This window comes from Falsiroseomonas sp. E2-1-a20, from assembly GCF_051433195.1.
GTDB lineage: Bacteria > Pseudomonadota > Alphaproteobacteria > Acetobacterales > Acetobacteraceae > Falsiroseomonas.
On the sequence record NZ_JBHMFT010000019.1, the window covers coordinates 64,664 to 89,130 of the forward strand.

The window sequence follows — 24,467 nt, forward strand, 5'->3', positions numbered from 1 at the left end:
GCGCCCGCCGGCGCCTGAGGTGGACATGACTCGCCGCTTCCTGGCGCTGCATTTGCCGGACCTGGCCATCGCGCGGCTGCGGCGGGCGGAGCCGGACCTGCCGGAGCGTCCGCTGGCGACCTGGGAGGCCATCGGCAGTCGCCGCCTGCTGGTCGCCGTGGACGCCGCCGCCGCGGAACTCGGGCTGAACCCGGGCCAGGCGCTGGCCGATGCCCAGGCCATCGCGCCCGATTTGCTGCTGCGCCCCGCGGCGCGGGAGGCCGATGCGTGCGCGCTGCGCGCCCTGGCGCTGTGGGCGCGCCGCTACACGCCGCTCGCGGCGGTTGATCCGCCGGAGGGGCTGATCCTCGACATCACCGGCTGCGACCATCTGTGGGGCGGGGAGGCCGCGCTGCTGGCCGATGCGCTGGCGCGCCTGCGCCGTGCCGGGCTGGCACCGCAGGGCGCCGTGGCCGGCGCCGCCGCCACCGCCGCCGCCCTGGCCCGCGCCCGCACGGACAACCCCATCGCCGCGTCCGGCATCGAGCCGGCGCTGGCCGCGCCGCTGCCGCTCGGCCCGGCGCTGCGGCTGGATGCGGCGATGCGGGAGGATCTGGCGCGACTCGGCCTGCGCCGGGTGCGGGATCTGCTGGACCAGCCGCGCGGCCCGCTGGCGCGGCGCTTCGGCCAGAAGCTGCTGGACGCGCTGGACGCGGTCACCGGCCGCCGCCCGCACGCCATCCAGCCGGTGCTGCCGCCGCCCGACCTCGCCTCCGCGATCGAATTGCTGGAGCCGATCGTGACCCGGCCGGCGATCGAGGCCGCGCTCGACCGGCTGCTGGCCGACCTGGCCGAGACGCTGCGCCGCACCGGCCGCGGCGTGCGCCGGCTGTCGCTGCTGGCCTGGCGGGTGGATGGGGTGGTGCAGGACATCACGATCGGCACCGGCCAGCCGACCCGCGACCCCGCGCATCTGCGGCGGCTGTTCGCGGACCGGCTGGAAAAGCTGGAACCCGACCTCGGCTTCGAACGCATGGCGCTGGAGGCCCAGGCGACGGACCCGATGCAGGCCGGCAGCCAGATCAGCCTCGGGATCGGGGCGCGGCGGGAAGAAGCCGTGCTGCTGGCGCAGCTGCTGGACCGGCTGGGCCAGCGGCTGCGCGTGCATCGCGTGGCGCCGCTGGCCAGCCACTGGCCGGAACGCAGCGTCATGGCGCTGGACCCGCAGGCCACGCCGCCGGAGCCGCCGCCCGGCTGGTCCCGCCCCGATTCGCCGGTGCTGCGCCTGCGCCGGCCGCTGGCGCTGGAGGTGGTGGCGCTGCTGCCGGATGCGCCGCCGGCGCAACTCCGCTGGCACGGCGCGGCGCATCGCGTGCTGCGGGCGGAGGGGCCGCGGCGGCTGGAGCCGGAATGGTGGCGCCTGCCGCATGGCTACCGGCGGGACGGCTACCGGGTGGAGCTCACCTGCGGCATGCGGCTGTGGGTCTGCCGTGGCGGCGCCGAATCCGCCTGGCGGCTGCATGGCCATTTGCCGTGACAGGCTACGCCGAACTCGCCGCACGCTCGCATTTCTCCTTCCTCGACGGCGCCTCGCATCCGGCGGAGCTGGCGCAGGCGGCGGCGGCGCTGGGGCTGGCGGGGCTCGGCCTGTGTGACACCAACAGCCTGGCCGGCGTGGTGCGCGGCCATGTCGCGGCGAAGGAAGCCGGGCTGCGCTTCGCGGTGGGCTGCCGGCTGGTGCTGTCGGATGGCACCGCATGGCTCGCCTGGCCGACCGACCGCGCCAGCTATGGAAGGCTGACGTCGCTGCTGTCGCACGGCCGGATGCGGGCGCCGAAGGGCGGATGCGCGCTGGTTCGGGAGGATCTGTTCGAGGCGGCGGAGGGGCTGGTGCTGGCGGCCATCGCGCCTGATGCCGCGCAATGGCAGGCGGATGCCGCGGCATTGCACGGCAAGCTGGCACTGCCGCTGCTGCTCGCGGCGTCCTGCCCCTATGCCGGCGACGACCAGCAAAGGTTGGATGCTCTCGCGGGCATAGCCGGCGATTCGCTGCTGGCCATCGGCGACATCCGCTACCACCACCCGGCGCGCCGCCGCCTCGCCGACGTACTGAGCGCGATCCGCCTGCGCACCACCGTCGATGCGCTGGGCCATGCGGCGGAGCCGAATGCGGAGCGCCATCTGAAATCCCCCGCCGAGATGGCGCGGCTGTTCGCGCGCCACCCGCAGGCGCTGGCCAACACGCTGCGCGTGCTCGACGCCAGCGCCGGCTTCTCGCTCGACCAGCTGCGCTACGAATACCCCGACGAGGTGATGGAGCCCGGCCGCACCGCGCAGCAGACGCTGGAGGCGCGGGTGGCGGCGGCGTTGGCGACGCAACCCTTCGGCCGGTCCGCCAACATCCGCGCCCGTGTCGCGCATGAACTGGAGCTGATCGGCCGGCTTGGCTACGCGCCGTATTTCCTGACCGTGCATGAGATCGTGGCCTTCGCGAAGCGGGAGAAGATTCTCTGCCAGGGCCGTGGCTCGGCGGCGAATTCCGCGGTCTGCTACGTGCTCGGCATCACCGCCGTGGATCCCGACAAGCACGACCTGCTGTTCGAGCGTTTCGTCTCCGCCAGCCGCGGCGAGCCGCCCGACATCGACATCGACTTCGAGCATGAGCGGCGCGAGGAGGTGATCCAGCATTTGTACGAACGCTACGGCCGCCACCGCGCCGCGATCTGCGCCACCATCATCCGCTACCGCGCCCGCAGCGCCATCCGCGAAGTGGGCCGCGCCATGGGGCTGACGGAGGATGTGACGGCGCGCCTCGCCAAGGCGAGCTGGGGCCCGGGGCGGGAGCTGGATTTGCACCAGCTTGCCGCCAGCGAGGGGCTGGATGTCGGCGATCCGCGCCTGGCGATGACGCTGGAACTGGCGGAGGAATTGCAGGACGTGCCGCGCCACGCGGCCACGCATGTCGGCGGCTTCGTCATCACGCGCGGGCCGCTGACCGAACTCGCCGTGGTGACCAATGCGGCGATGGAAGACCGCACCGTGCTGGAATGGGACAAGGACGACATCGACGCGCTCGGCATCCTGAAGGTGGATGTGCTCGGCCTCGGCATGCTGTCCTGCATCCGTCGCGCCTTCGCGCTGTTGCGCCAGCATCGCGGCCTCGACTACGCGCTGGCGACGCTGCCGCCGGATTGCCCGGCGACCTACGCCATGCTGCGGCGCGCGGATTCCGTCGGCGTGTTCCAGGTGGAAAGCCGGGCGCAGATGAACATGCTGCCGCGACTGAAGCCGGAGAAATTCTACGACCTGGTGATCCAGGTCGCCATCGTCCGACCGGGGCCGATCCAGGGCGACATGGTGCATCCCTATCTGCGCCGGCGGCAGGGGATCGAGGTGCCGGAGTATCCCTCCCCCGCGCCGCCGCATCCGCCAGACGAATTGCAGAAGGTGCTGGAGAAGACGCTGGGCGTGCCGTTGTTCCAGGAACAGGCGATGAAGCTCGCCATCGTCGCCGCCGGCTTCACGGCGGATGAGGCCGACCTGCTGCGCCGCGCCATGGCGACCTTCAAGATGACCGGCGGCGTGGCGAAGTACCGCGACAAGCTGGTCGCCGGCATGGTCGGCCGCGGCTACCGGCAGGAGTTTGCCGAGCGCGTGTTCAGCCAGATCGAGGGCTTCGGCAGCTACGGCTTTCCCGAAAGCCACGCCGCCAGCTTCGCGCATCTCGTCTATGCGTCGTCCTGGATCAAATGCCACCACCCCGCGATCTTCGCCTGCGCGCTGCTGAACAGCCAGCCCATGGGCTTCTACGCCCCGGCGCAGATCGTCCGCGACGCGCGCGAGCACAATGTCGAAATCCGCGCGGTGGACGTGAACGCCAGCGAATGGGACTGCACGCTGGAACCTGGCGCCACCGGCTTCGCGCTGCGGCTCGGCCTGCGGCTGGTGACGGGGCTGGCGGAGGAGGAGGCGCAGGCCATCGTCGCAGCGCGGGAGGCGCGCAACGGCGCGCCCTTCACCTCGGTCGAGGACCTCGCCTGGCGCAGCGGCGCGGGCAAGCGGGCGCTGAACAACCTGGCCGCGGCGGATGCCTTCGCAGGTGCGGGGCTGGTGCGGCGCGACGCGGCCTGGGATGCGCGCGGCGTGCCCTCCGGCCCGCGCGACCTGCCGCTGTTCGCCATCGCGCAGGACTCCGTGGCGGCGGCGCTGACGGACGAGGCGCCGATGCTGCCGGAGCCGGTCGCGAAACTGCCGGCGCATACGGAAGGCGAGGCGGTGGTGGGCGACTACCTCGCCACCGGGCTGACCTTGCGCCGGCACCCGCTGGCGCTGCTGCGGCCGCGCCTCGACGCGCAGGGCTGCGACGACACGCGCCGGCTGGAGGCCGCGCGCGCCGGCACGCGGCTTCGCCTGCCCGGCCTGGTGCTGATGCGCCAGCGGCCGGGCTCCGCCAAGGGCGTGGTGTTCCTGACCATCGAGGATGAGTTCGGCGTGGCGAACCTCGTGGTGTTCCAGGATGTCGCGGCGCGCGACCGCGCCGCGCTGGTCGCCGGCCGCCTGCTGCTGGCGGAGGGCGTGCTGGAACGCGAGGACACCCATGCGGAAATCCCCATCCTGCACGTCATCATCCGCCGCCTGACCGACTGGTCCGGGCTGCTGGACGCGCTGCCGCAAGCGGAAGGCAGCTCCGCCTGGGCCGAGCGCAACATCGGCCGCGCCGACGAGGTGCGCCGGCCGGACCCCGGCGCCCGCGCGCCGAAGAAGGCGCGGCTGCCCGCCAGCCGGGACTTCCGGTGAACGAAACGAACCCCCGCCGCCCATCGGCGGCCTTGCCCGCCCGCCCGGCGCGGCGCCAGGATGCCGCCGCGGCGCCCGCCAGAGGCGCCTCCATCGGGAGAGAGACCAGCGCCATGAACCGCCGCACCATCCTGCAGGCCGCCGCCGCCGCGCCGCTGCTGGCCACCCCCGGCCTGTTGCGGGCGCAGGAGTTCACCCAGCCCGTCCGCCTGATCGTCCCCTTCAACCCGGGCGGCACCAGCGACATCCTGGCGCGGCTGATCGCGCCCTCGCTCGGCCAGCGAATCGGGCAATCCGTGGTGGTGGAAAACCGCGCCGGCGCCGGCGGCAACATCGGCGCCGACCTGGTGGCGAAAAGCCGGCCGGATGGCCACGCCATGGTGCTGCTGGACATTTCCGTCCTCGCCACCAACCCGCATCTGTTCCCGCGCCTGCCCTTCGACAGCCTGCGCGACCTGGCGCCGGTGCAGATGGTGGTCTACGCGCCCTACATCCTGGCGGTGAACAACCAGCTTCCGGTGCAGAACGCGCAGGAATTGGCGGCCTATGCCAAGGCCAATCCGGGCAAGCTGAACGCGGCCAATTCCGGCACCGGCACGCTGACCCACCTGGTCGCCGCCTCGCTTGCCAATGCCTGGGGTGGGGAGGTGACGCATGTGCCCTATCGCGGCGGCGCCCCGGCGCTGACCGCGCTGGTGACGAACGAGGCGAACTTCACCATGGCCGGCGCCACGCAGTCGCAGAACTTCGTGGTGAACAACCAGATGCGCGGCATCGCCGTGACCGGCGCGAAGCGCCTGGCCGCGGTGCCGAACCTGCCGACGTTCCGGGAACTCGGCTGGCCGGAGCCCGATGCCGGGACCTGGCAGGGCGTGCTCGCCCAGGGCAACACCCCGGCGCCGATGATCGCGCGGCTGGAGCAGGAAATCGCCAAGGTGCTGGAGGAGCCGAACATCGTCCGCCGCATCGGCGAGCTGGGCGGCGAGGTCCGGGCCGAGGGCGCCGCGACCTTCCGCCGCATCCTGACCGAGCAGACCGAAAGCTACGGCCGCATCATCCGCGCCAACAACATCCGGCTCGAGTGATGCGGCCGACGCGCCTGCATGTGCAGGTGAACCCGGCCTCCTCCCTGGCGGAGGCCTTCACCGAGGCGCGGCTGCGCGCGGCGCTGCCGGAGGCCGAGGCGGCGCTGAGTTTCGGCACGACGCCGGATGCGCTGGAGGCCGGGCTGGCCGAGGCGGAGGTGCTGCTGCTGGCAGGCCACGCCCCGCTGCACGACCTGCCCCGCCGCGCCCCGCGCCTGCGCTGGATCGGCTACACCAGCGCCGGCGTCGAATGGCTGCTGAAGCCAGCACTGCCGCCGCAGGTGGCGCTGACCAATGCCAGCGGCACGCACATCCCGAAGGCGGCGGAATACGCGCTGCTGGCGGTGCTGATGCTGAACAACCAGATCCCGTTCTTCGCCACCGCGGCGCGAACCGGGCGCTGGGCGCCGAAGCCGGCCGGTACCGTCGCGGGCCGGACCGCGCTGATCCTCGGCATGGGCGCACTCGGCGGTGCGGCGGCCGGGGCACTGACCCGGCAGGGGATGCACGTCATCGGCAACAGCCACTCCGGCCGGCCGCATCCGGATGTCGCGCTGATGACGCGGGGCGACGGCTTCCGCGCGCATCTGCCGGAAACCGATGTCCTGGTCATCGCCCTGCCGCTGACGCCGGCGACCGAGGGCCTGGTCGGCGCGGCCGAGCTGGACCTGCTGCCCCGCCATGCGGGGGTGGTGAATATCGGCCGCGGCGAGATCCTGGATGCCGAGGCGCTGGCCGACCGGCTCGACGATGGCCGCCTGGCCGGCGCCGTGCTGGATGCGCTGCCGGTGGAGCCGCTGCCGCCCGACCACCGGCTGTGGACCACGCCGAACCTGTTCGTCACGCCGCATTGCGGCCTGTACGACCCGGCCGAGTACGCGCCGCGCTGCCTGGAGGCGTTCCGCGCCAACCTGCTCCGCTTCCGCGCCGGCGAGCCGCTGCACCAGCTGGTGGATCCTGGCCGGGGGTATTGAGGGCTTCAGGCCACCGTGCCCGCTTCCTCCTGGGCCATCACGGCGACGGCGGCGGCGATGACGTTGCGGGGCTGGTTGCTGTAGGCCGCGTGCACCTCGATCGGGGGGCAGGGCGGCGAGACGTCCAGGCGGCGCAGCCGGCCGGCAGTGACCGCCCCGGCGGCGGCGGCATCCGGCAGCAGCGTCACGCCGAGGCCGTCCTGCGCCAGGATCATCATGGTGGCGATGGAGTTGAAGTTGGACACCGCCTTCGCCTTCACCCCGGCGCAGGCGAAGTGGCGCAGCACATCCTGGTGCGGCTTGGAGCCGCGGGAGAAGGCGAAGATCGGCCAGGCCGCCAGGCTTTCGAGGCCCAGCCTCCCCTCCGGCAGGTCCATCCCCGGCCCGGCGTACCAGGAACAGGACAGGCTGCCGAGCGGCATGGTCTCCACCTGGGGTGCGATGATCGGGCCCATGAGGATCGCGAGATCGATCTCGTTGCGGTGGAAATGGCCGGAGAGCGTCAGGCTGGTATCGACCGTGAGGTCCAGCTCGATGCAGGGATAGGTCTGGTGGACCCGGCGGATCAGCCGTGGCAGCCAAGTGTGCACCACCGAATCGATGGCGCCCACCGCCAGCCGCCCGCGCAGCGCGTCCCGGCTGCTGACCGCGCCCTGGAATTCCTGCGCGAGGCGGACGATCTCCTCCGCCCGCGACAGCGCGGCGCGGCCCTCGGGCGTCAGGCGGACGGAGCGCAGGTCGCGGTCGAACAGCCGGATGCCGAGCTCCCGCTCCAGCGCCGCGATGCGGTTGGAAACGGCGGCCTGGGTGGTGTGCAGGCGGTCCGCGGTGGCGCTGAAGCTGTTGAGGCGGGCGACCCAGAGGAAGGTTTCGAGAAAGCGGAGGTTCATCAAGGCGGTCCGGAAGTCAGCGCGCCGCATCCAAGGCGCGCGCCGCCGCAAGGTCAACCGATGCGGTCACAACCTGCGGCCAGCAAAGCTGGCCGAGCGCCCGGATGGGCGCCGCGCCAAGTGGCGCGTAGCCAAGCGAAGCGCCAGCAACTGAGGGCGGATTGGTCCAGATCCGCGGGATTTGGTATCAACCGCCCTTGCCGCCGATCGCGCGCCGCAGCCCGATGGCGCGCTCCAGCACCACCACCAGGGCCAGGGTGAACAGCACCATCATGACGGACACCGCCGCCACCAGCGGGTCCGTCCGCGCCTCCACATAGTGGAACAGCGCCACCGGCAGGGTGGTGAGCTGCGGGCCGACGATGAACAGGGTGATGACCACCTCGTCGAAGGATACCAGGAAGACGATGGCCGCCGCCGCCACCAGCCCCGGCGTCATCAGCGGCAGGGTGATACGGAAGAACACCGACAGCGGCGAGGCGCCGAGGCTGGCCGCCGCTTCCTCGACCGAGGCCGGCAGCGTGCCGAGCGCCGTCATCAGCACGCGCAGCGCATAGGGCACGGTGATCAGCAGATGCGCCAGGATCAGCCCGGGCCAGGACCCGATCAGCCCCTGGCCCACGAAGATGATGAGCAGGGCGAGGCCCAGCACGATGGTCGGCAGCAGCAGCGGCGCGGTCAGGAAGGCCATGATGGCATCGCGCCCCGCGAAGCTGCCACGGGACAGCGCGACGGCGGCGGGCAGCGCGATGACCAGCGCGAGGATTGTGACGATGCCGGCCAGGATCAGGCTGTTGCGCAGCGCGATGCCGAGGTTGGGCTGGTTCAGCATCGCCACGTACCACTTCACCGACCAGCCGGAGGGCGGCCAGCCGATGAAGCTGTCGGCGGAGAAGGAGATCGGGAAGACCAGCAGCACCGGCCCCAGCAGGAACAGGAACAGCGCCGCCACCAGCAGCCAGAACAGGTAGCGGCCGGGGCCGGAGGTGATCATGCGGGTGCCCTGAAGCCCTCTCCCCCCCTGGGGGGAGAGGGCTTTCCCGAATGAAGACGCCGCGCCATCACGCGATCGCCCTCTCGGCCGCCCGCGCGATCCGGCCATAGACCAGGATCGCCAGCCCGAAGACGACCAGCGTGATGACCGACAGCGCCGCCGCCAGCGGCCAGTTCAGCGTGACGATGGCCTGGTCGTAGATCTCGGTCGCCAGCAGCAGCACGCGCCCGCCGCCCAGCAGCTTCGGCGTGATGAAGGACGAGATGGTCAGCACGAAGGTCAGCAGGCAGCCGAGCAGGATGCCCGGCAGGGTCAGCGGCAGCACGATGCGCCAGAACACCGTCAGCGGCGGCGCGCCGAGGCTGGCGGCGGCTTCCTCCAGCGTCTGGTTCAGCTTCCCGAAGCCGGCCAGCAGGCACAGGATCATGTAGGGCATCAGGATCTCGACCAGGCCGATCACCACGCCGGTCATGTTGAACACCAGCCGCCCCGGCTCCACGCCGACCGCGCGCAGGATGCTGGGCAGGAAGCCACGGTCGCCCAGGATCACCAGCCAGCCATAGGTCCGCACCACGGCGGAAATCAGCAGGGGGGAGATGCAGGCCACCACCAGCACGCTGCGCCAGCGCGGATCGGCACGGTGCACGAAGAAAGCCAGCGGATAGGCCGCGAGGAGGGCCAACAAGGTGATGGCCAGCGACATGCCGATGGAGCGCAGCAGGATCTCGCGGAAGAAGCTGTCGCCCGCCAGTTCCACCCAGGTCGCCAGGCTGAAGGTGGCGCCGATACCGCCGCCCGGCAGGCCCTCGCGGAAGGACAGGCTGCCGAGGTTCACCATGGGCCAGAGGAACACCAGCAGGTTCACCGCGACCGCCGGCAGCACCAGCAGCGGCAGCAGCCCGAAGCCGCCCATCCGTGTGCCGCCGCTGCTCACGCCGGCACGGCCCGCGGGAATACCAGCGTGTCCTCCGCCCGCCAGGACAGCCGCACCGCCTCCCCCGGCGCCGGGCCGGGGGCACCTGCGAAGCTGTGCTGTTCGACCAGCAGCGTCGCCGGCCCGACCTGGACCTCGATGGACAGAAGGTCGCCCACGAAGGTGCGGCGGGTGACGGTGCCGGTGGCGCTGTTCCAGCCCTCGCCTTCCGGTGCCGCGCCGCCGAGGCCGATGCGGTGCGGGCGGATCATGATGGTGACCGGGCCGGGCGGCGCCTCCCCCGTGCCGTGCAGCACGACATCGCCGAGCTGCACCCGGCCCTGCGCCAGCCTGACGCCGGCCGCCCGGTTCACCCGGCCGACGAAGCCGGCGACGAATTCATTGGCGGGACGCTCGTAGATCTCGAAGGGCGTGCCGAGCTGTTCCAGCACACCGAGCCGCATGACGGCGATCCGGTCGCAGATCGCCAGCGCCTCCGCCTGGTCATGCGTGACGAAGACCGCGGTGATGCCGAGGCGCTGCTGGATGTCGCGGATCTCGTTCCGCATCTCCTCCCGCAGGTTCGCGTCGAGGTTCGAGAGCGGTTCGTCCAGCAGCAGGATGCTGGGCTCGATCACCAGCGCGCGCGCCAGCGCCACCCGCTGCTGCTGCCCGCCGGACAATTCGCGCGGCTTGCGCCTGGCAAAGCTTTCCAGCCGGACCATGGCCAGCGCGCGCTGCACGCGCTGCTCGCGCTCGGCGGCGGACACCTTCCGCATCTCCAGCCCGAAGGCGAGGTTGCCCGCCACATCCATGTGCGGGAACAGCGCGTAGTTCTGGAAGACGATGCCCATGTCCCGCTTGTGCGGCGGCAGCGCCGTCACGTCGCGCCCGGCGACGAGGATGCGCCCCTCGGTCGCCGGCATCAGCCCGCCGATCATGCGCAAGGTGGTGGTCTTGCCGCAGCCGGAAGGGCCGAGCAGCCCGATCAGCTCGCCCTTCTCGACCGAAAGCGACAGCGCCTGCACGGCCCTGGTCGCGCCGAAGCGCTTTTCCAGGCCGTGCAACTCCAGATGCGGCATCCGGTCAGGTACGCGTCAGGATCCGGCGGCGCCACTGCTCGTTCAACTGGTTGCGGAACTTGGCGACCTCCAGCCAATCCACCGCCAGCATCTTCTCCATCCGTGCCGGGGAGGCAGCGGTGGCGGACAGCGCCTCGGCGGAAACCTGCGCCTTGGTGTTCACCGGCGCGTAGAACATGCGCTCCGCGAAGGCGGACTGCGCGGTGGGCGACAGGGCGTAGGCGATGAAGGCCTTGGCGGCCTCCGTCTGGCGGGAGCCCTTCACCAGCCCCAGCGTGTTGATCTGGAACAGCGAGCCTTCCTCGGGCAGCGCCGCCGCCAGCTTGCCGCCGGACTGGCGCGAATAGAGCTGCCCGCGCGCATTCCAGCCCACGGCGAGCTGCGCCGTGCCGTTGGTGACGAAGGTATAGGCATCCGGCCGCGGGTCCCAGGACAGGACATGCGGCGCGAGGTCCGCCAGCGCCTGCACGCCGCGGGCGTAGTCCTTGTAGTCGGTGCCGCCGAACAGCCGGTTGGCGATCAGCGTCATGCCGATGCCGACGATGTCGGGCGCCGCCGCCATGGCGATCTTGCCGCGATAGGCCGGCTCCCACAGCACGCGCCAGGAGGTCGGCGCGGGGCGCACGGTCTCCGGCGAATACAGCAGCGACAGGCTGTCGAAGGTCACGCCGACGGCGGCGACCCCTTCCGCGAAGGCGCCGGGGGCGAGGTCGGCGAGCACCGGGAACTCGGCACGGGTGATCGGGTCCAGCAGGCCCTCATCGGTCGCGGCCTTGCCGATGGTGATGTCGAACATCGCCACATCCAACTGCGGCGCCGCCTTCTGCGCGCGCATCGTGCCCAGGGTCTGGGCCGAGTTCGGCATGGCGAAGTAGGTGACCTTGATGTTCGGGTTGGCGCGCCGGAACGGCTCCACCACCACCGCCTCGTAGTTCTCCTGGAAGATGCCGCTATAGGCGGCAAGCGTGATGCTGCGTTCCTGGCCGAAGGCCGGGCGGATGAACGGCGCCGCCAGCACGCCCCCAAGGCCTGCCCCCAGCGTCCTGCGCGAAATGGTCATGCCGGTCTCTCCTTCGCCACACCGATAAGCCTGCCCTGCCCGCATCGTCACGACACACCGGCCGCCAGGCGGGGCGGCGGCGCACGAGGATGCCGGTTGCGGCCAGCCTCGGCCAGCGGCGAGCCCGGTTCAAACAGAAAATCGCTGTCGCGGCGGACAAGTTTTGCTTGTCGGCACCCGGACATGCCAAGGGCGGCGACCGTTCCCGATCGCCGCCCTGGCCAGCACGCGGTGGAAGGTCAGGCCGCGGTGACGGAGGCCGCTTCCGGACCCTTCTTGCCCTGCACCACGCGCAGCGTGACGGACTGGCCCTCGGTCAGCGGCCGCAGGCCGCTGCGCTCCAGCGCCGTGGCGTGGACGAACACATCCTTGCCGCCATCGGAGGGGGTCACGAAGCCGAAGCCCTTCTCCGCGCTGTACCACTTCACGGTGCCCTGCACTTCCTCGCCGGCGCCGGGCGGCGGCGGGGCGCGGAAGGGGGCGCCGCCACCCGGGCGCGGACCCGCGCCCATGCCACCACCCATGCCGCCACGCGGCGGAGAGGCTGGAATCTCGCCGACCTCCCCGACCTCGAGCACCTCGGTCACCTGCGGGCCACGCTCGCCCTGGCCGGTGCGGACGCGCAGCTTGGTGCCGGGCGCCACGCTGTCCGCGCCGGCGCGCTGCAGCACGCTGACATGCAGGAAGGCGTCGCCGCCGCCACCCTCGACCGCCACGAAGCCGAAGCCGCGCTCCGGGTCGAAGCGCTTGACCACCGCGCCGACATCCGGGCCGGAGGCGACGGGGGAGGAACTCGGCCGCCGCGGAGCCGCGGAGGGCGAGAAACTGGGGAGAGTGGGCGCCGCCCAGCCGCCCTCCTGCGGCATGTCGTCATCGAACCCCCGCTTGCTGCGGGCTTTGCGGTCTCGCCGCCAGTCGTGCGTGTTGGTCATCTCTGGACTCGCCTGTTCGGCCGCGGACGCAACCGCCCTGCCGTCTCGTGGATTCGAGCCCGGGAAGGCGGCACGGCCCGCGGGCCTGCGGGGCAGTATAGGTGACCATGGCCGCGCTTCAACGTGTGAAGCGTGACGAAGCGCGGAAAGCTGCGGATTTCGGGGTCACGCCCCCGGCAGATGGGGTGAAACCGGCCGGATCAGCCGCCCGCATACCCCACCAGCCGCGCATGCAGCGCCGCCGGGATGCTGATGCCGTCCTTCGCCGTCCGGGTGCGGGCGGCGGCACGGCGGCTGCCGGGCAGGCGGGCGCCGGGCTGGCCGGTGATGGCCGCCACCAGCCGCTCCAGCCTTGCGGCGGCCTCGGGGCCGGCGAGCGGGCCGGGGTCCAGCGCCAGGAAGCACTGCCCGGTGCGCGGCGAGCCGCCCTTGTTGTCGGCGAAGGAGGAGGCCTCCAGCGACAGGCTGGCGCCGGTCAGCCAGGCGGCCATCATCTCGACGATCAGCGCCTGCCCGGCCCCCTTGTAGCCGCCGGAAGGCAGCATGCTGCCGGCCAGGCCGGCGGCGGGGTCGGTGGTGGGCTGGCCGTCCTGGTCCAGCGCCCAGCCAAGCGGAATCGCCTCCCCGCGCTGCTGGTGGACGATGAGTTCGGACTTGGCGACGACGCTGGCGGACTGGTCCAGCACCAGCGGCGGGCCCTCGGCGCGCGGCACGGCGAAGGCGATGGGGTTGGTGCCGAAGACCGGGACGCGCCCGCCGGCCGGGGCCATGGAGGCCGGGGCGTTGACGAAGCCCAGCGCCAGCAGCCCGGCCTCCGCGATGCGCTCCACATGGTGTCCGACGACGCCGCAATTGTACGAATTGGTGACGGCCAGCGCCGCAATGCCCTGGCTGCGGGCGGCGGCGACCAGCGCGGGCAGGCCGAGTTCGATGGCAGGATGCGCGAAGCCATCCCGGGCATCGACGCGGACCAGGCCCGGGCGTGGCTGGTCCAGCACCGGCGTGGCGGCGCCATCGATCTTGCCGCAGCGGGCATGCTCGCAATAGGTCGGCAGGCGCGCGAGGCCGTGGCTGTGGATGCCATCCGCCTCGGCCGCCACCACGGAGGCGACCAGCGGACCGAGATTGGCGACGGCGACGCCGCTGGCGGCCAATGCCCGGCGGGTGAGGTCGGCGACCTCCTCCAGTGTCATCGAAACCTTCATGCCGGATTCTCCTGCGCGAAACCATAGTCGCGGGCGGCACCTTCCCGCGTCACCAGCCCCAGCGCCAGGTCGGCGTCGATCGCCGCCGGGTCGCGCGCCGCCGGGTCGCCATGGCCGCCGCCGCCGCTGGTCTCGATGGTGACGACATCGCCGCGGCGCAGTGGCACGCCGGAGACCTTGGAGCGCAGGCTTTCCGTCGTTCCATCGGCGCGCGTCAGCGTGGTGCGGCTGAGCGAGCCGGGCCTGCCGCCGGCCAGCCCGTAGGGCGGGATGCGGAAGCGTTCGAAGCTGGTGCCGAAGCTGCCTTGCTCGGCATCCAGCCGCCATTCGCGCACCAGGCCGAGGCCGCCGCGATGCGCGCCCGGCCCGCCGGAATCCGGCAGCAGGCCGTAGCGCAGGAAGGTCACGGGATAGCGCGCCTCCACCATCTCGATCGGGGCGTTGGTGTTGTTGTGCAGGCCGCAGGACAGCGCGCTGGCGCCGTCCCCACCCATATGGCCACCCCAGCCGCCGACCTCGATGTCGAAATAGACCTGGCGGCGCCCATCGGCGCGCGTGGTGGACAGGGCATAGACGTAGGAGATGGCATAGTAGGCGGCCGGGATGCGCGCCGGCATCACCTGCGCCAGGGCGCCGAAGACGGCGGTGGCGATGCGGTGGTTCACCACCATCCGGCTGGCGACCGGTGCCGGGAACTGCGCATCCACCACGCTGCCCTTCGGCAGCACCAGCGTGACGGCGCGGTAGCAGCCGGAATTGGCCGGGATATCGCCGCCGAGCGCCGCGAGGAGCGCGAAATACGCCGCCGAGGCGGTCATCGCGCGGGTGTTGTTCACCGGGCCCGGCACCTGCACGCTGGAGCCCTCGAAATCCAGCGTGATGCCATCGCCCTGCTTGCGGACGGTGACGCACAGGCGGATCGGATCCTCCGACTGACCGTCATCGTCGACGAGTTCCGTGAAGGTGCTTTCGCCATCCGGCAGGGCAAGCAATGCGGCGCGCACCATGCGCTCCGACCCGTCCTGGATCTGCGCCATGGCGGCCGCGAGCGGAGCGCTGCCGTACTTGCGCGCGATGCGGGCCACGGCCCGTTCGCCGATACCGAGTGCGGCGATCTGCGCCTTCAGGTCGCCGCGCGTCTCGTCCGGCTGCCGGACATTGTGCAGCAGCATCTCGAACACGCCGGTGTTCAATTCGCCGCGTCGCGCCAGGTACAGGGGCGGAATGCGGATGCCTTCCTGGAAGACCTCGGTCGCGGTGGCGAGGTAGCTGCCCGCGGTGCCGCCGCCGATATCGACATGGTGGCACAGCGTGCCGACGATGCCGATGCGCGCACCATCCAGGAACACCGCCCGGAAGGTCTGGATGTCGTGCAGGTGCTGGCCGCCGCTGTAGGGGTCGTTGGTGACGACGACGTCGCCATCCTCCCACTGCTCCAGCGGAATCGCATGGTCCAGGATGTGGCGCAGGCAGTCCGACATGGAATTCAGGTGGACGGGGATGCGCGCGGATTGCGCGACGTTGTGGCCGCCCGCGTCGAACACGGCGGTGGAGTAGTCCAGGATTTCCCGCACCACGGTGGAGCGCGCGGTGCGCCAGATGGTCAGGCTCATCTCCTCCGCCGCCGTGACCAGCGCGTTGCGGATGACCTCGACGCGGACCGGGTCGATCGGGCTCATGCGCTGCGCTCCGCCATGAGGGCGCCGGAGGGATGGGCGGAGACCTTCCAGCCAGGGGGAATCCAGGTGGAGGTATAGGCTTCCTCGATCACCGCCGGGCCGTGCAGAACCGCGCCCACCGCGCCGCGGCCGCAGATCGTGGCCGGCACCCAAGCACCCTCCACCAGCACCGGTCGTTGCGTTCGTGCCGTGCCGGCCTGCGCCTCCACCGCATCGCGCTCCGGCTTCGGCAGCCGGCCGCGCGCGGTCAGGCGGAGCGCCACGATCTCCACCGGCACGCCGCGATCGTCATGCGCGAAACGCTGGCGGTGCAGGGCGTGGAAACCTTCGGCGATGGAGACCAGCCCCGCGTCGGAGAAATCGGCCTGCGCCAGCGGCACCGCCAGTTCGAAGGCCTGGCCGGCGTAGCGGCAATCGGCGGACCATTCCAGCGTCCGCTGTCCCTCCGCCACGCCATCCTCCGCCAGCAGCGCCGCGGCATCCTGGCGCAGCCGCGCGGCGGCCTCGGCCAGGGCCGGACCGGCCTCCGCCAGCGGCAGGATCTGCGTCGCGGCCAGGTCATGCGCGATGTCGGACCACAGGATCCCCCAGGCCGACAGCGTGCTGGCATGCGGCGGGAAGACAACCCGTGAAATGCCGAGTTCCTCGGCCACCTCGCAGGCATGCACGCCGCCGGCGCCACCGAAGGACAGCAGGCAGAAATCCTCGGGGTCGAGGCCCTTCTCGAACAGGCTCAGCCGGATGGCGCCGGCGAGCGACGCGTTGGTGATGGCGATGACGCCCGCCGCCGTCGCATCAGCCTCCAGCCCGATCCGGCCCGCGATGTCCTGCGCCGCGCGCGCGGCGGCCGCGCGGTCCAGCCGCATGGCGCCGCCGAGGAAATTCTCGCCGTCCAGCCGGCCCAGCAGCAGGTTCGCATCCGTCACCGTCAGGCCGGTGCCGCCGCGGCCGTAGCAGGCCGGGCCGGGATCGGCGCCGGCGCTGTGCGGGCCGATGCGCAGACGGCCGCCGGGGTCGACCCAGGCGATGGAGCCACCGCCGGCGCCGATGGTGCGCATTTCCACCATCGGCAGCCGCACCGGCAGCCCGTCGATCTCGCCCTCCGTCACCATGGCGACCTGCCCGCCATGCACGACCGATACGTCGAAGGAGGTGCCGCCCATGTCGATGGCGACCAGGTTCGGCAGGCCGAGCGAACCCGCCAGCCGGCGTGCCGCGGCCGCGCCGCCGCTGGGGCCGGACAGCAGCAGCCGCGCCGGCTCCCGCCCGGCCTTCGCCGTGCCGCTGACGCCGCCATTGGACTGGACCAGGTAGATGCGCGCGCCGAACTCGGCCTCGGCCAGGCGACGTTCCAGCTTCGCCATGTAGCCGGCGACGATCGGCACCAGCAGCGCGTTCAGCACGGTGGTGGACAGGCGTTCGTATTCGCGCAGTTCCGGGCTGATCTCGCTGGACAGCGACACCGCGACGCCGGGCAGCGCCTCGGCCAGCATCGCGCCGATGCGGCGTTCATGCGCCGGGTTGGCATAGGCATGCAGCAGGCAGACCGCCACGGCCTGCACGCCGGCCTCCCGCAGCCGATGCGCGGCGGCGAGGACGCTCGCCTCATCCAGCGGCGTCGCGACGCTGCCATCGGCGCGCAGGCGCTCGACCACGCCGAGGCACAGATTGCGCGGCACCAGCGGCGGCGGCGGCGTGGCGGTCAGCGCGTAGATGTCGCGGCGGCCGTGGCGGCCGATCTGCAGCAGATCCTCGAACCCCGCGGTGGTCAGCACGGCACCGCGCGGCAGCTTGCGCTCCAGCACGGCGTTGGTGGCGATGGTGGTGCCGTGCAGCACCTGGCGCACATCGGCCAGCGCGAAGCCGAAGCGCGCGGCGGCCTGGCGCAGGCCGTCCAGCAATCCGATGGAGGGATCGGCCGGCGTGCTCGGTGCCTTGTGCTGGTGCACGGCGCCGGCTGCGGGATCGAAGATCTCGAAATCCGTGAAGGTGCCGCCGATATCCACCGCCACGCGGATGTCGCGCCCGGTTGCCGGAAGCCCGGTCCCTGCCTGCTGCATGCGCCCCTGCCCTTGCCAGGGTGCAGCTTCGCGGCCCGGGCCCGCCGACGGCAAACGAGAAATTTGCGTGGCCGCCGATCAGCGAATCCTATCCGGCCGGCGCCGTGGCTTGCGCGGCCCGCAGCCTGCCGATAAGCGAAATCATCGGCCGCCAGAGCCGCCTCGGGGGAACGCCAACCATGTCTCTGCACCGTCGCCACCTGCTCGCCGCCTCGGCCGCACTTGCCTTCGCCGGCCCCGCGACGGCGCAGGGCTGGCCGGATCGCCCGGTCCGCATCGTCGTGCCCTTCCCGCCCGGCGGGTCGAACGACATCATCGCCCGCCAACTGGCGGAGGCGCTGCGGCCGCTGCTCGGCCAGCCGGTGGTGGTGGAGAACCGGGCCGGCGCCGGCGGCAATGTCGGCGCCGATGCGGTGGCGAAGGCGGCGCCGGATGGCCACACGCTGCTGCTCGCCGCCCCCGGCCCGCTGGCGATCAACGAGCACCTGTTCCGCGAGATGCCCTTCAAGCCGGAGCGCGACTTCGCCCCGGTGGCGCTGGTCGCCAGCGTGCCGATCGTGCTGATGGTGACGCCGGGGCTGGAGGCACGGACGGTGGCGGAGCTGGTGGCGCTGGCGAAGCGCCAGCCCGGCCGGCTGGCCTTCGGCTCCTCCGGCAATGGCAGCACCAACCACCTGGCGGGGGAGCTGTTCAAGACCATGGCCGGCATCGACATCACGCATGTGCCCTATCGCGGCGCGGCGCCGGCGATGACGGACCTGGTCGGCGGCACCATCCAGATGATGTTCGACAACATGCCGGCCGCGCTGCCGCAGGTGCGCGGCGGCAGCGTGCGCGGCCTGGCGGTGGCCGGCACCGGCCGCGCCGCGGCGCTGCCGGACCTGCCGACGGTGGCGGAGTCCGGCCTGCCCGGCTTCGAGGCGGAAGCCTGGTTCGGCCTGGTCGCGCCGGCCGCGACGCCCGCCGCCGTGCTGCAACGGCTGCAACAGGCCTGCGGCCAGGCGCTGGCCGACGCCACGCTGCGGACGCGCTTCGCCGAGGGCGGCGCGGAACCAGGGGCGCGGCTGGGCGCCGAATTCGGCACTTTCCTGGGCGCGGAGCGCGCCAAGTGGGGACGCGTGGTGGCGGCATCGGGCGCCCAGGCGGGCTGAACCGGACGCCAGATGACGACCATGCAACCTTAACCGGAACGATGCGGGAAAAGCATCGTCTGGCGAGGTAAAGCCTTGTGCCGCAACGGCATCACGTTCTAGTTACGCGATCATGACGGCCAGCGGGCGCGCCCTTCTCATCGTGGTGGTGGTCTCGGTCGGCCTCGCCACCTTCGTCGCCACCCGGTTCATCCCGGACGGCGCGGCGCCGCCCGTCGCGGCGGTGCCGGCCGCGCCGCAGCCGGCCGCGTCCGCGGCACGAACGCCGCCGGCGCAGGCGCCCTCGCCGTCGGCTTCGGCCCAGGCCACCAGCACCCAGGCGGCGGCGCCGATGGCCGTACCCGCACCGCCCGTTGCGGCACAGCCGGCCGTGGTGCCCGCCGCGCCCGCGCCGCCGGAACCCCCGCGCTTCGACGTGGTGCGGGTTGGGGCGCGCGGCGGCGTGGTGGTCGCCGGCCGTGCGGCGCCGGGGGCCGAGGTGATCCTGCTGCAGGATGGCCGCGATCTGGGCCGGGCCCGCGCGGATGGTCGCGGCGACTGGGTCATCCTGCCCGCCGAGCCGCTGCGCCCGGGAAACCACCAGCTTTCCCTGCGGGCCAGGTTGGGCGGCGTGGAGGTGGCCGGCGCCGAGACGGCGGTGGTTCTGGTCCCGGAGCCCACGCTGGTGGCGGAAGCCCCGCGGCCTGACGATGCCGCCGCCCGCGCCGAGGCCGCCGCACGCGCCGAAGCCGAGGCCCGCGCAGAAGCTGCCGCGCGCACCGAAGCCGTGGCCCAGGCCCAGGCGGCCGAACGGGCTGCCCGCCTTGCGCTGGCCGAACAGGTTGCGATTGCCGCATCGGCCGAACAGGCCGCCCGCACCGCATCGGCCGAACAGGCCGCCCTCGCGGCAGCCGCCGGGCAGGCCGCCCGCGCCGCCTCCGCCGAGCAGGCCGCGCTCGCCGCCTCCGCCGAACAGGCCGCCCTTGCCGCAGCCGCCGAGCAGGCCGCCCGCGCCGCATCCGCCGAGCAGGCCGCCCGCGCCGCATCCGCCGAACAGGCCGCCCGCGCCGCATCCGCCGAACAGTCCGCCCGCGCCGCATCCGCCGAACAGGCCGCCCGCGCCGCATCCGCCGAACAGGCCGCCCTTGCCGCAGCCGCCGAGCAGGCCGCCCGCGCCGCAGCCGCCGAGCAGGCCGCCCGCGCCGCATCCGCCGAGCAGGCCGCGCTCGCCGCCTCCGCCGAACAGTCCGCCCGCGCCGCATCCGCCGAGCAGGCCGCCCGCGCCGCATCCGCCGAGCAGGCCGCCCGCGCCGACGCCCTGGCGCGGGAGGCCGCCGCCGCGGTGGCGGCACGCCTGGCACAGGACGCCGCGCGCGGCGAAGCGCTCGCCCGCGCCGCCGCCCTCGAGCGGCAGGCGCAGGACTTCGCGACCCGGCGGCTGGAGGAGGCGGTGCGCCTGGCGCAGCAGGCGGTGCAAGCCGCGGAAGCCGTCGCACGGGTTGCGGAGGCCCAGGCGCTCACCGCGCGGCAGGACCACGCCGCCGCCCCGCCGGCCGCGGTTGTCGCGCAGGTGTCACGCCCGCTCGTGGTGGTGCTGCCGGCCACCGAGGCGTCCACGCCGCGGATCCTGCAGGGCGGCAGCGCGGCGGCCGATGCCGTGGCGGGCCTGGCGCTCGACGTCGTGGACTATGACACGGCGGGCAGCATCCGCTTCGCCGGCACCGCTCCGCCCAACACGGCGATCCGCGTCTATGTCAACGACACCCATGCCGGCGATGCCCAGGCCGATGCCGAGGGCCGCTGGGCCGTGGTGCCGCCCGTTGCGCCCGAGATCGGCCGGCACCGGCTGCGCGTGGACCAGATCGCGGCCAATGGCGCGGTGTCCGCGCGGATCGAATGGCCGTTCCAGCGGGACGAGGTTTCGCCCGCCAGCGTCGCGGAAGGCCGGGTCGTGGTGCAGCCGGGGAACAACCTGTGGCGGCTGGCGCGCGCCGCCTATGGCAGCGGCGTGCGCTACACCACCATCTTCCAGGCCAACCGGGACCAGATCCGCAATCCGGACCTGATCTTCCCGGGTCAGGTGTTCACCGTGCCGGCCCTCATGCCCGCCGATTCCAGCCGGTCCAGATAGGGGTCGGTGGCCAGGGCGAAGCCGACCATGGCGCTGACCAGCGCCGTGGCGGTGGCCGCGCCATTCAGTTCCACCGCCGTCTCCAGCCGCACCCGGTGGTCCGGCATCAGGCGCAGGCGCCAGCCTTCCGGCAGGTCCCCCGGCAGGGCGCCCAGTTCCGCGAAGGCGCCGGGCCGCGCCGCCACCTGGTCGACGGTATAGGGCACCGCCCCGGCCTGGATGCCGAGGCTGATCAGCCCCGGCGTCAGCGTCGCCTCGCAGCCACGCCCCCGCCAGGCGAAGCGCAGCGCAGGCTGCCGGACCGCCGTCAGCGAGCCGTCATTGGCGACCAGGAAGGGTCCGTGGGGCAGGTGTTCCATGGACGCATGTTGTCCGGGAAGGGTGAACATACCATAACCAGCGGATGAGCCTTCTCTCCTCGATCCGCCTCGTCGTCGCCAAGCCGCATCCGGCCGGCCGTCCCTTCATCTATGGCGGCATCGCCGTGGCCGTGGTCGGCGGCTGGCTGCTGGGGGATTGGCTGTTCTGGCTGGGCACCGCCTTCACCCTGTTCTGCTTCTACTTCTTCCGCGACCCGGAACGGGTGCAACCCTCCCGCGGCCAGGTCGTCCTGGCGCCCGCGGATGGCCGAGTGGTGCTGATCGGGCCCGCGGTGCCGCCGGAGGAACTCGGCCTCGGGCCGCAGCCGCGCTTCCGGGTCTGCATCTTCCTGTCGGTGCTCGACGTGCATGTGAACCGCATGCCGGTGGATGGCGTGGTGACACGCATCGCCTACCGCGCCGGCGCCTTCCTCAACGCCAGCCTGGACAAGGCGAGCGTGGACAATGAACGCAACGCATTGGCGATCCGGATGCCGGATGGCCGCGACGTGGCGGTGGTGCAGATCGCGGGCCTGATCGCGCGGCGCATCCTGTGCCATGTGCGGGAGGGCGACCGGGTCCAGGCGGGCGACCGCTTCGGCATCATCCGCTTCGGCAGCCGCACCGATGTCTACATGCCGGAAGGCGCGCGCCCGCTGGTGGAACTCGGCCAGATCATGATCGGCGGGGAGACGGTGGTCGCCGAGTTGCTGCCGATGACCGCCCCGGTGCATCCGTGAGCGAGGAGCGCGAGGCGCGGCCGCCCGCCCTGGCCAGCCTGCGCCGGTTCCGCCCGCGCACCCGGCCGCGGTTCGAGGGGCTGTCCTTCAACCGGCTGATCCCGAACATCCTGACCATGCTCGGCCTCTGTGCCGGGCTGGTCGCCATCCGCGCCGCCATCGAGGACCGCTTCGCGCTGGCCGCCGCCTTGATCGTGGCGGCGGCGGTGATCGACGGGCTGGATGGGCGCCTGGCACGCCTGCTCAAGGCGACGTCCCGCTTCGGCGCGGAGTTCGACAGCCTGGCGGATTTCCTGTCCTTCGGCGTGGCGCCGGCGATGGTGCTGTATCTGTGGTCGATGCAGGACCTCGGGCCGCTGGGCTTCGTGCCCTGCCTGCTGTTCGCGGTCTGCTCCGCGCTGCGGCTGGCGCGCTTCAATGCCTCGCTCGACATCGGGCCGGCGCCGAAGCCGGCCTATGCCTACAACTTCTTCACCGGCGTGCCGGCGCCGGCCGGCGCGGGCTGCGCGCTGTTCCCGCTGTTCGGGGCGCTGGCGTTTTCCGAATGGGGCTGGATCAACACCGGGCTGGCCATCCGTCATCCGGTGCTGGTGGGAATCGTGCTGGTGGTCTGCGGCGTGCTGATGGTCAGCACCCTGCCGACCTGGTCGTTCAAGAACTTCCGGGTGCCGCGCGCCGCGGTGCTGCCGCTGCTGCTCGGCGCCGGGCTGTACGTGGCGCTGCTGGTGGCGGAGCCCTGGGCGGCGCTGGCGGCCGGCGGGCTGATCTATCTCGGCATGCTGCCCTTCTCCGTGCGCTCCTACCTGACGCTGAAGCGGGAGGCGGAATCGCTCTACGTGCAGGAACCCGGTCCGGACCCGGCTTGAAGCGGGCCCGCCCCGCGCCACCTGCCCTTGATCTGGAAAGGATCTCGGCATGGCGCGGGCAAGCTGGAACGGCACGGTGATCGCGGAGAGCGATCGCTTCGAACTCGTCGAGGGCAACGTGTATTTCCCGCGCGCGGCGGTGAAGCCCGAATACCTGCGGGAGGCCAGCAAGACCACGGTCTGCGGCTGGAAGGGCACGGCGCGCTATCACGACGTGGTGGTCGATGGGAAGATCAATGCCGGCGCCGCCTGGTATTACCCGGAACCGAAGGACGCCGCTGCCAATATTCGCGACCATATCGCCTTCTGGCAGGGCGTCGCCGTCGAGAAATAACCCTCGTACCCACCGAAATGTCTCGACCTGAATTCTATCCGTTTGAAGTCCAAGTTCCTGATACTGTTGTACCGGCCGTGGTTTTATTGACGCGGCCGCGGAACCCTTGCAGACAGGCGCATCGGGGCGATGCGGCTGGGCTTTCCTGCCTGCCTTGAACTCCGACTCACCTGGCAGGGGGAACGCTCAGCACGCCGCGGCACGACGCCGCCCGACCGGCCCGACCGGCACCAGCATCCCCGCAGTCCAACTCGAGCAGCCACCTGCGGCGGACCCATCAGGAATAGCAGAATGAGCAGACTGACCGTTGGCGAAGGCCAGCAATTCGCGACCATTGCCGCCGCCGTGGCGGCCGCGAAGGATGGAGACTTCCTCGCCATCGAGGCCGGCACCTACCGGAACGACTTCGCCACCATCACCAAGCAGATCACCCTGGAAGGCGTCGGCGGCATGGCGCTGCTGGAAGCGACGGAGGCGCCGCCGAACGGCAAGGCGATCCTCACCATCGGCGCCGACGTCACCATCCGCAACCTCGGCTTCTCCGGCGCCGAGGTGGCCGATGGCAACGGCGCCGGCATCCGCTTCGAGGGCGGCGACCTGGTGATCGAGGACAGCCTCTTCGAGGGCAACCAGATGGGCCTGCTGTCCGGCGCGGTGGAGGATGGCAGCATCACCATCCGCGGCAGCGAGTTCGCCGGCAACGGCACCGGCGATGGCCGCACCCACAACCTGTATGTGGGCGAGATCGCCCGCCTGACGATCGAGGACAGCCAGTTTCGCGACGCCGTGGTGGGCCACCAGATCAAGAGCCGGGCCCTGGAGACCAGCATCACCGGCAGCCGCATTGCGGACGGCGAGGGCGGGACGGGCAGCTATTCGATCGACCTGCCGGTGGGCGGCCGCGCCGTCATCGCGGGCAACGTCATCGAGCAGTCCGCGCAGTCCGGGAACCCCGCCATCATTCATTTCGGCGGCGAAGGCGAGGCGCATGCCGGGTCGAGCCTGACCATCTCCGGCAACCAGGTGGTGAACGCCCTGCAGTCGCCGAGCGCCGCGCTGCTGCTGAACCAGACCGACGTGCGGGCGGATGTCGCCGGCAACGCCGTGATCGGCCTGACCGCGCAGCAGGTGGTGCGCGGGCTGGCGGAGGTCACGGGGCTGGAGGTGCTGGACAGCGTTGCGGACCTGGCTGAGCCGCTCGGGCTGCGGATGGCCCAGGACGATCCCTGGGGCTGACCCCGCCGCGCCACGTCGGCC

General features: G+C 72.3%; 20 protein-coding genes. 10 read left to right on the top strand and 10 right to left on the bottom strand.

Annotated elements, in window-relative coordinates; all coding sequences use genetic code 11:
* Positions 1-25: 25 nt before the first annotated feature.
* From ACFHPP_RS20860 to ACFHPP_RS20875, 4 genes are all read left to right on the top strand, one after another.
* Complete coding sequence (locus ACFHPP_RS20860; protein ID WP_437165163.1) at positions 26-1,516, top strand: Y-family DNA polymerase; 1,491 nt, start codon at positions 26-28, stop codon at positions 1,514-1,516.
* Positions 1,513-4,776, top strand: coding sequence for an error-prone DNA polymerase (locus ACFHPP_RS20865; RefSeq protein ID WP_437165164.1), 3,264 nt, complete (start codon positions 1,513-1,515; stop codon positions 4,774-4,776). The genes ACFHPP_RS20860 and ACFHPP_RS20865 overlap by 4 nt, the downstream gene beginning before the upstream one ends.
* Before the next feature lie 113 nt (positions 4,777-4,889).
* Positions 4,890-5,861 carry a Bug family tripartite tricarboxylate transporter substrate binding protein gene (locus ACFHPP_RS20870; RefSeq protein ID WP_437165165.1) on the top strand — a complete coding sequence of 324 codons (972 nt, stop codon included), beginning with the start codon at positions 4,890-4,892 and terminating at the stop codon, positions 5,859-5,861.
* Complete coding sequence (locus ACFHPP_RS20875; protein ID WP_437165166.1) at positions 5,861-6,835, top strand: NAD(P)-dependent oxidoreductase; 975 nt, start codon at positions 5,861-5,863, stop codon at positions 6,833-6,835. Before ACFHPP_RS20870 ends, ACFHPP_RS20875 begins: the two co-directional genes overlap by 1 nt.
* A 5-nt stretch (positions 6,836-6,840) precedes the next feature.
* Here the strand turns inward: ACFHPP_RS20875 and ACFHPP_RS20880 are convergent, their stop codons facing one another.
* The 9 genes from ACFHPP_RS20880 to ACFHPP_RS20920 form a co-directional block, all read right to left on the bottom strand.
* Entirely contained in the window at positions 6,841-7,725 is an 885-nt protein-coding gene (locus ACFHPP_RS20880; RefSeq protein WP_437165167.1) for a LysR family transcriptional regulator, read from the bottom strand.
* Positions 7,726-7,912: 187 nt separating this feature from the next.
* A complete protein-coding gene (locus ACFHPP_RS20885; protein WP_437165168.1) occupies positions 7,913-8,719 on the bottom strand; it encodes an ABC transporter permease in 807 nt (268 codons plus the stop codon).
* Positions 8,720-8,786: 67 nt separating this feature from the next.
* Positions 8,787-9,653, bottom strand: a complete 867-nt coding sequence (locus tag ACFHPP_RS20890) for an ABC transporter permease (protein WP_437165169.1) — start codon at positions 9,651-9,653, stop codon at positions 8,787-8,789.
* The gene (locus tag ACFHPP_RS20895) at positions 9,650-10,714 is read right to left on the bottom strand and encodes an ABC transporter ATP-binding protein (RefSeq protein WP_437165170.1); all 1,065 of its coding nucleotides are present in this window, start codon (positions 10,712-10,714) and stop codon (positions 9,650-9,652) included. Before ACFHPP_RS20895 ends, ACFHPP_RS20890 begins: the two co-directional genes overlap by 4 nt.
* Positions 10,715-10,718: 4 nt before the next feature.
* Positions 10,719-11,774 carry an ABC transporter substrate-binding protein gene (locus tag ACFHPP_RS20900; protein ID WP_437165171.1) on the bottom strand — a complete coding sequence of 352 codons (1,056 nt, stop codon included), beginning with the start codon at positions 11,772-11,774 and terminating at the stop codon, positions 10,719-10,721.
* 239 nt (positions 11,775-12,013) lie between these two features.
* A complete protein-coding gene (locus ACFHPP_RS20905) occupies positions 12,014-12,706 on the bottom strand; it encodes a cold-shock protein (protein WP_437165172.1) in 693 nt (230 codons plus the stop codon).
* A gap of 200 nt (positions 12,707-12,906) precedes the next feature.
* On the bottom strand, positions 12,907-13,911 hold the full coding sequence (locus tag ACFHPP_RS20910; protein ID WP_437165173.1) for an Ldh family oxidoreductase: 1,005 nt from the start codon (positions 13,909-13,911) through the stop codon (positions 12,907-12,909).
* On the bottom strand, positions 13,908-15,590 hold the full coding sequence (locus tag ACFHPP_RS20915) for a hydantoinase B/oxoprolinase family protein (RefSeq protein ID WP_437165174.1): 1,683 nt from the start codon (positions 15,588-15,590) through the stop codon (positions 13,908-13,910). Before ACFHPP_RS20915 ends, ACFHPP_RS20910 begins: the two co-directional genes overlap by 4 nt.
* Positions 15,587-17,650 carry a hydantoinase/oxoprolinase family protein gene (locus ACFHPP_RS20920; protein WP_437165175.1) on the bottom strand — a complete coding sequence of 688 codons (2,064 nt, stop codon included), beginning with the start codon at positions 17,648-17,650 and terminating at the stop codon, positions 15,587-15,589. The genes ACFHPP_RS20915 and ACFHPP_RS20920 overlap by 4 nt, the downstream gene beginning before the upstream one ends.
* 179 nt (positions 17,651-17,829) lie before the next feature.
* Between ACFHPP_RS20920 and ACFHPP_RS20925 the strand changes: the two genes are divergently transcribed.
* Together ACFHPP_RS20925 and ACFHPP_RS20930 are read left to right on the top strand one after the other, a co-directional pair.
* A complete protein-coding gene (locus ACFHPP_RS20925; protein WP_437165176.1) occupies positions 17,830-18,801 on the top strand; it encodes a Bug family tripartite tricarboxylate transporter substrate binding protein in 972 nt (323 codons plus the stop codon).
* 112 nt (positions 18,802-18,913) lie between these two features.
* On the top strand, positions 18,914-20,911 hold the full coding sequence (locus ACFHPP_RS20930) for a LysM peptidoglycan-binding domain-containing protein (protein ID WP_437165177.1): 1,998 nt from the start codon (positions 18,914-18,916) through the stop codon (positions 20,909-20,911).
* Here ACFHPP_RS20930 and ACFHPP_RS20935 read toward each other — a convergent pair.
* Positions 20,857-21,270 carry a hypothetical protein gene (locus ACFHPP_RS20935; protein WP_437165178.1) on the bottom strand — a complete coding sequence of 138 codons (414 nt, stop codon included), beginning with the start codon at positions 21,268-21,270 and terminating at the stop codon, positions 20,857-20,859. The genes ACFHPP_RS20930 and ACFHPP_RS20935 overlap by 55 nt on opposite strands.
* Positions 21,271-21,314: 44 nt before the next feature.
* Between ACFHPP_RS20935 and ACFHPP_RS20940 the strand changes: the two genes are divergently transcribed.
* From ACFHPP_RS20940 to ACFHPP_RS20955, 4 genes are all read left to right on the top strand, one after another.
* Positions 21,315-22,010 (top strand): phosphatidylserine decarboxylase, encoded by a 696-nt coding sequence (locus tag ACFHPP_RS20940; RefSeq protein ID WP_437165179.1) that lies wholly within the window; start codon positions 21,315-21,317, stop codon positions 22,008-22,010.
* Complete coding sequence (gene pssA / locus ACFHPP_RS20945) at positions 22,007-22,876, top strand: CDP-diacylglycerol--serine O-phosphatidyltransferase (RefSeq protein WP_437165180.1); 870 nt, start codon at positions 22,007-22,009, stop codon at positions 22,874-22,876. The genes ACFHPP_RS20940 and pssA overlap by 4 nt, the downstream gene beginning before the upstream one ends.
* A gap of 49 nt (positions 22,877-22,925) precedes the next feature.
* Positions 22,926-23,210 carry a DUF427 domain-containing protein gene (locus ACFHPP_RS20950; RefSeq protein ID WP_437165181.1) on the top strand — a complete coding sequence of 95 codons (285 nt, stop codon included), beginning with the start codon at positions 22,926-22,928 and terminating at the stop codon, positions 23,208-23,210.
* A gap of 291 nt (positions 23,211-23,501) precedes the next feature.
* A complete protein-coding gene (locus tag ACFHPP_RS20955) occupies positions 23,502-24,446 on the top strand; it encodes a hypothetical protein (RefSeq protein ID WP_437165182.1) in 945 nt (314 codons plus the stop codon).
* Positions 24,447-24,467 lie beyond the last annotated feature (21 nt).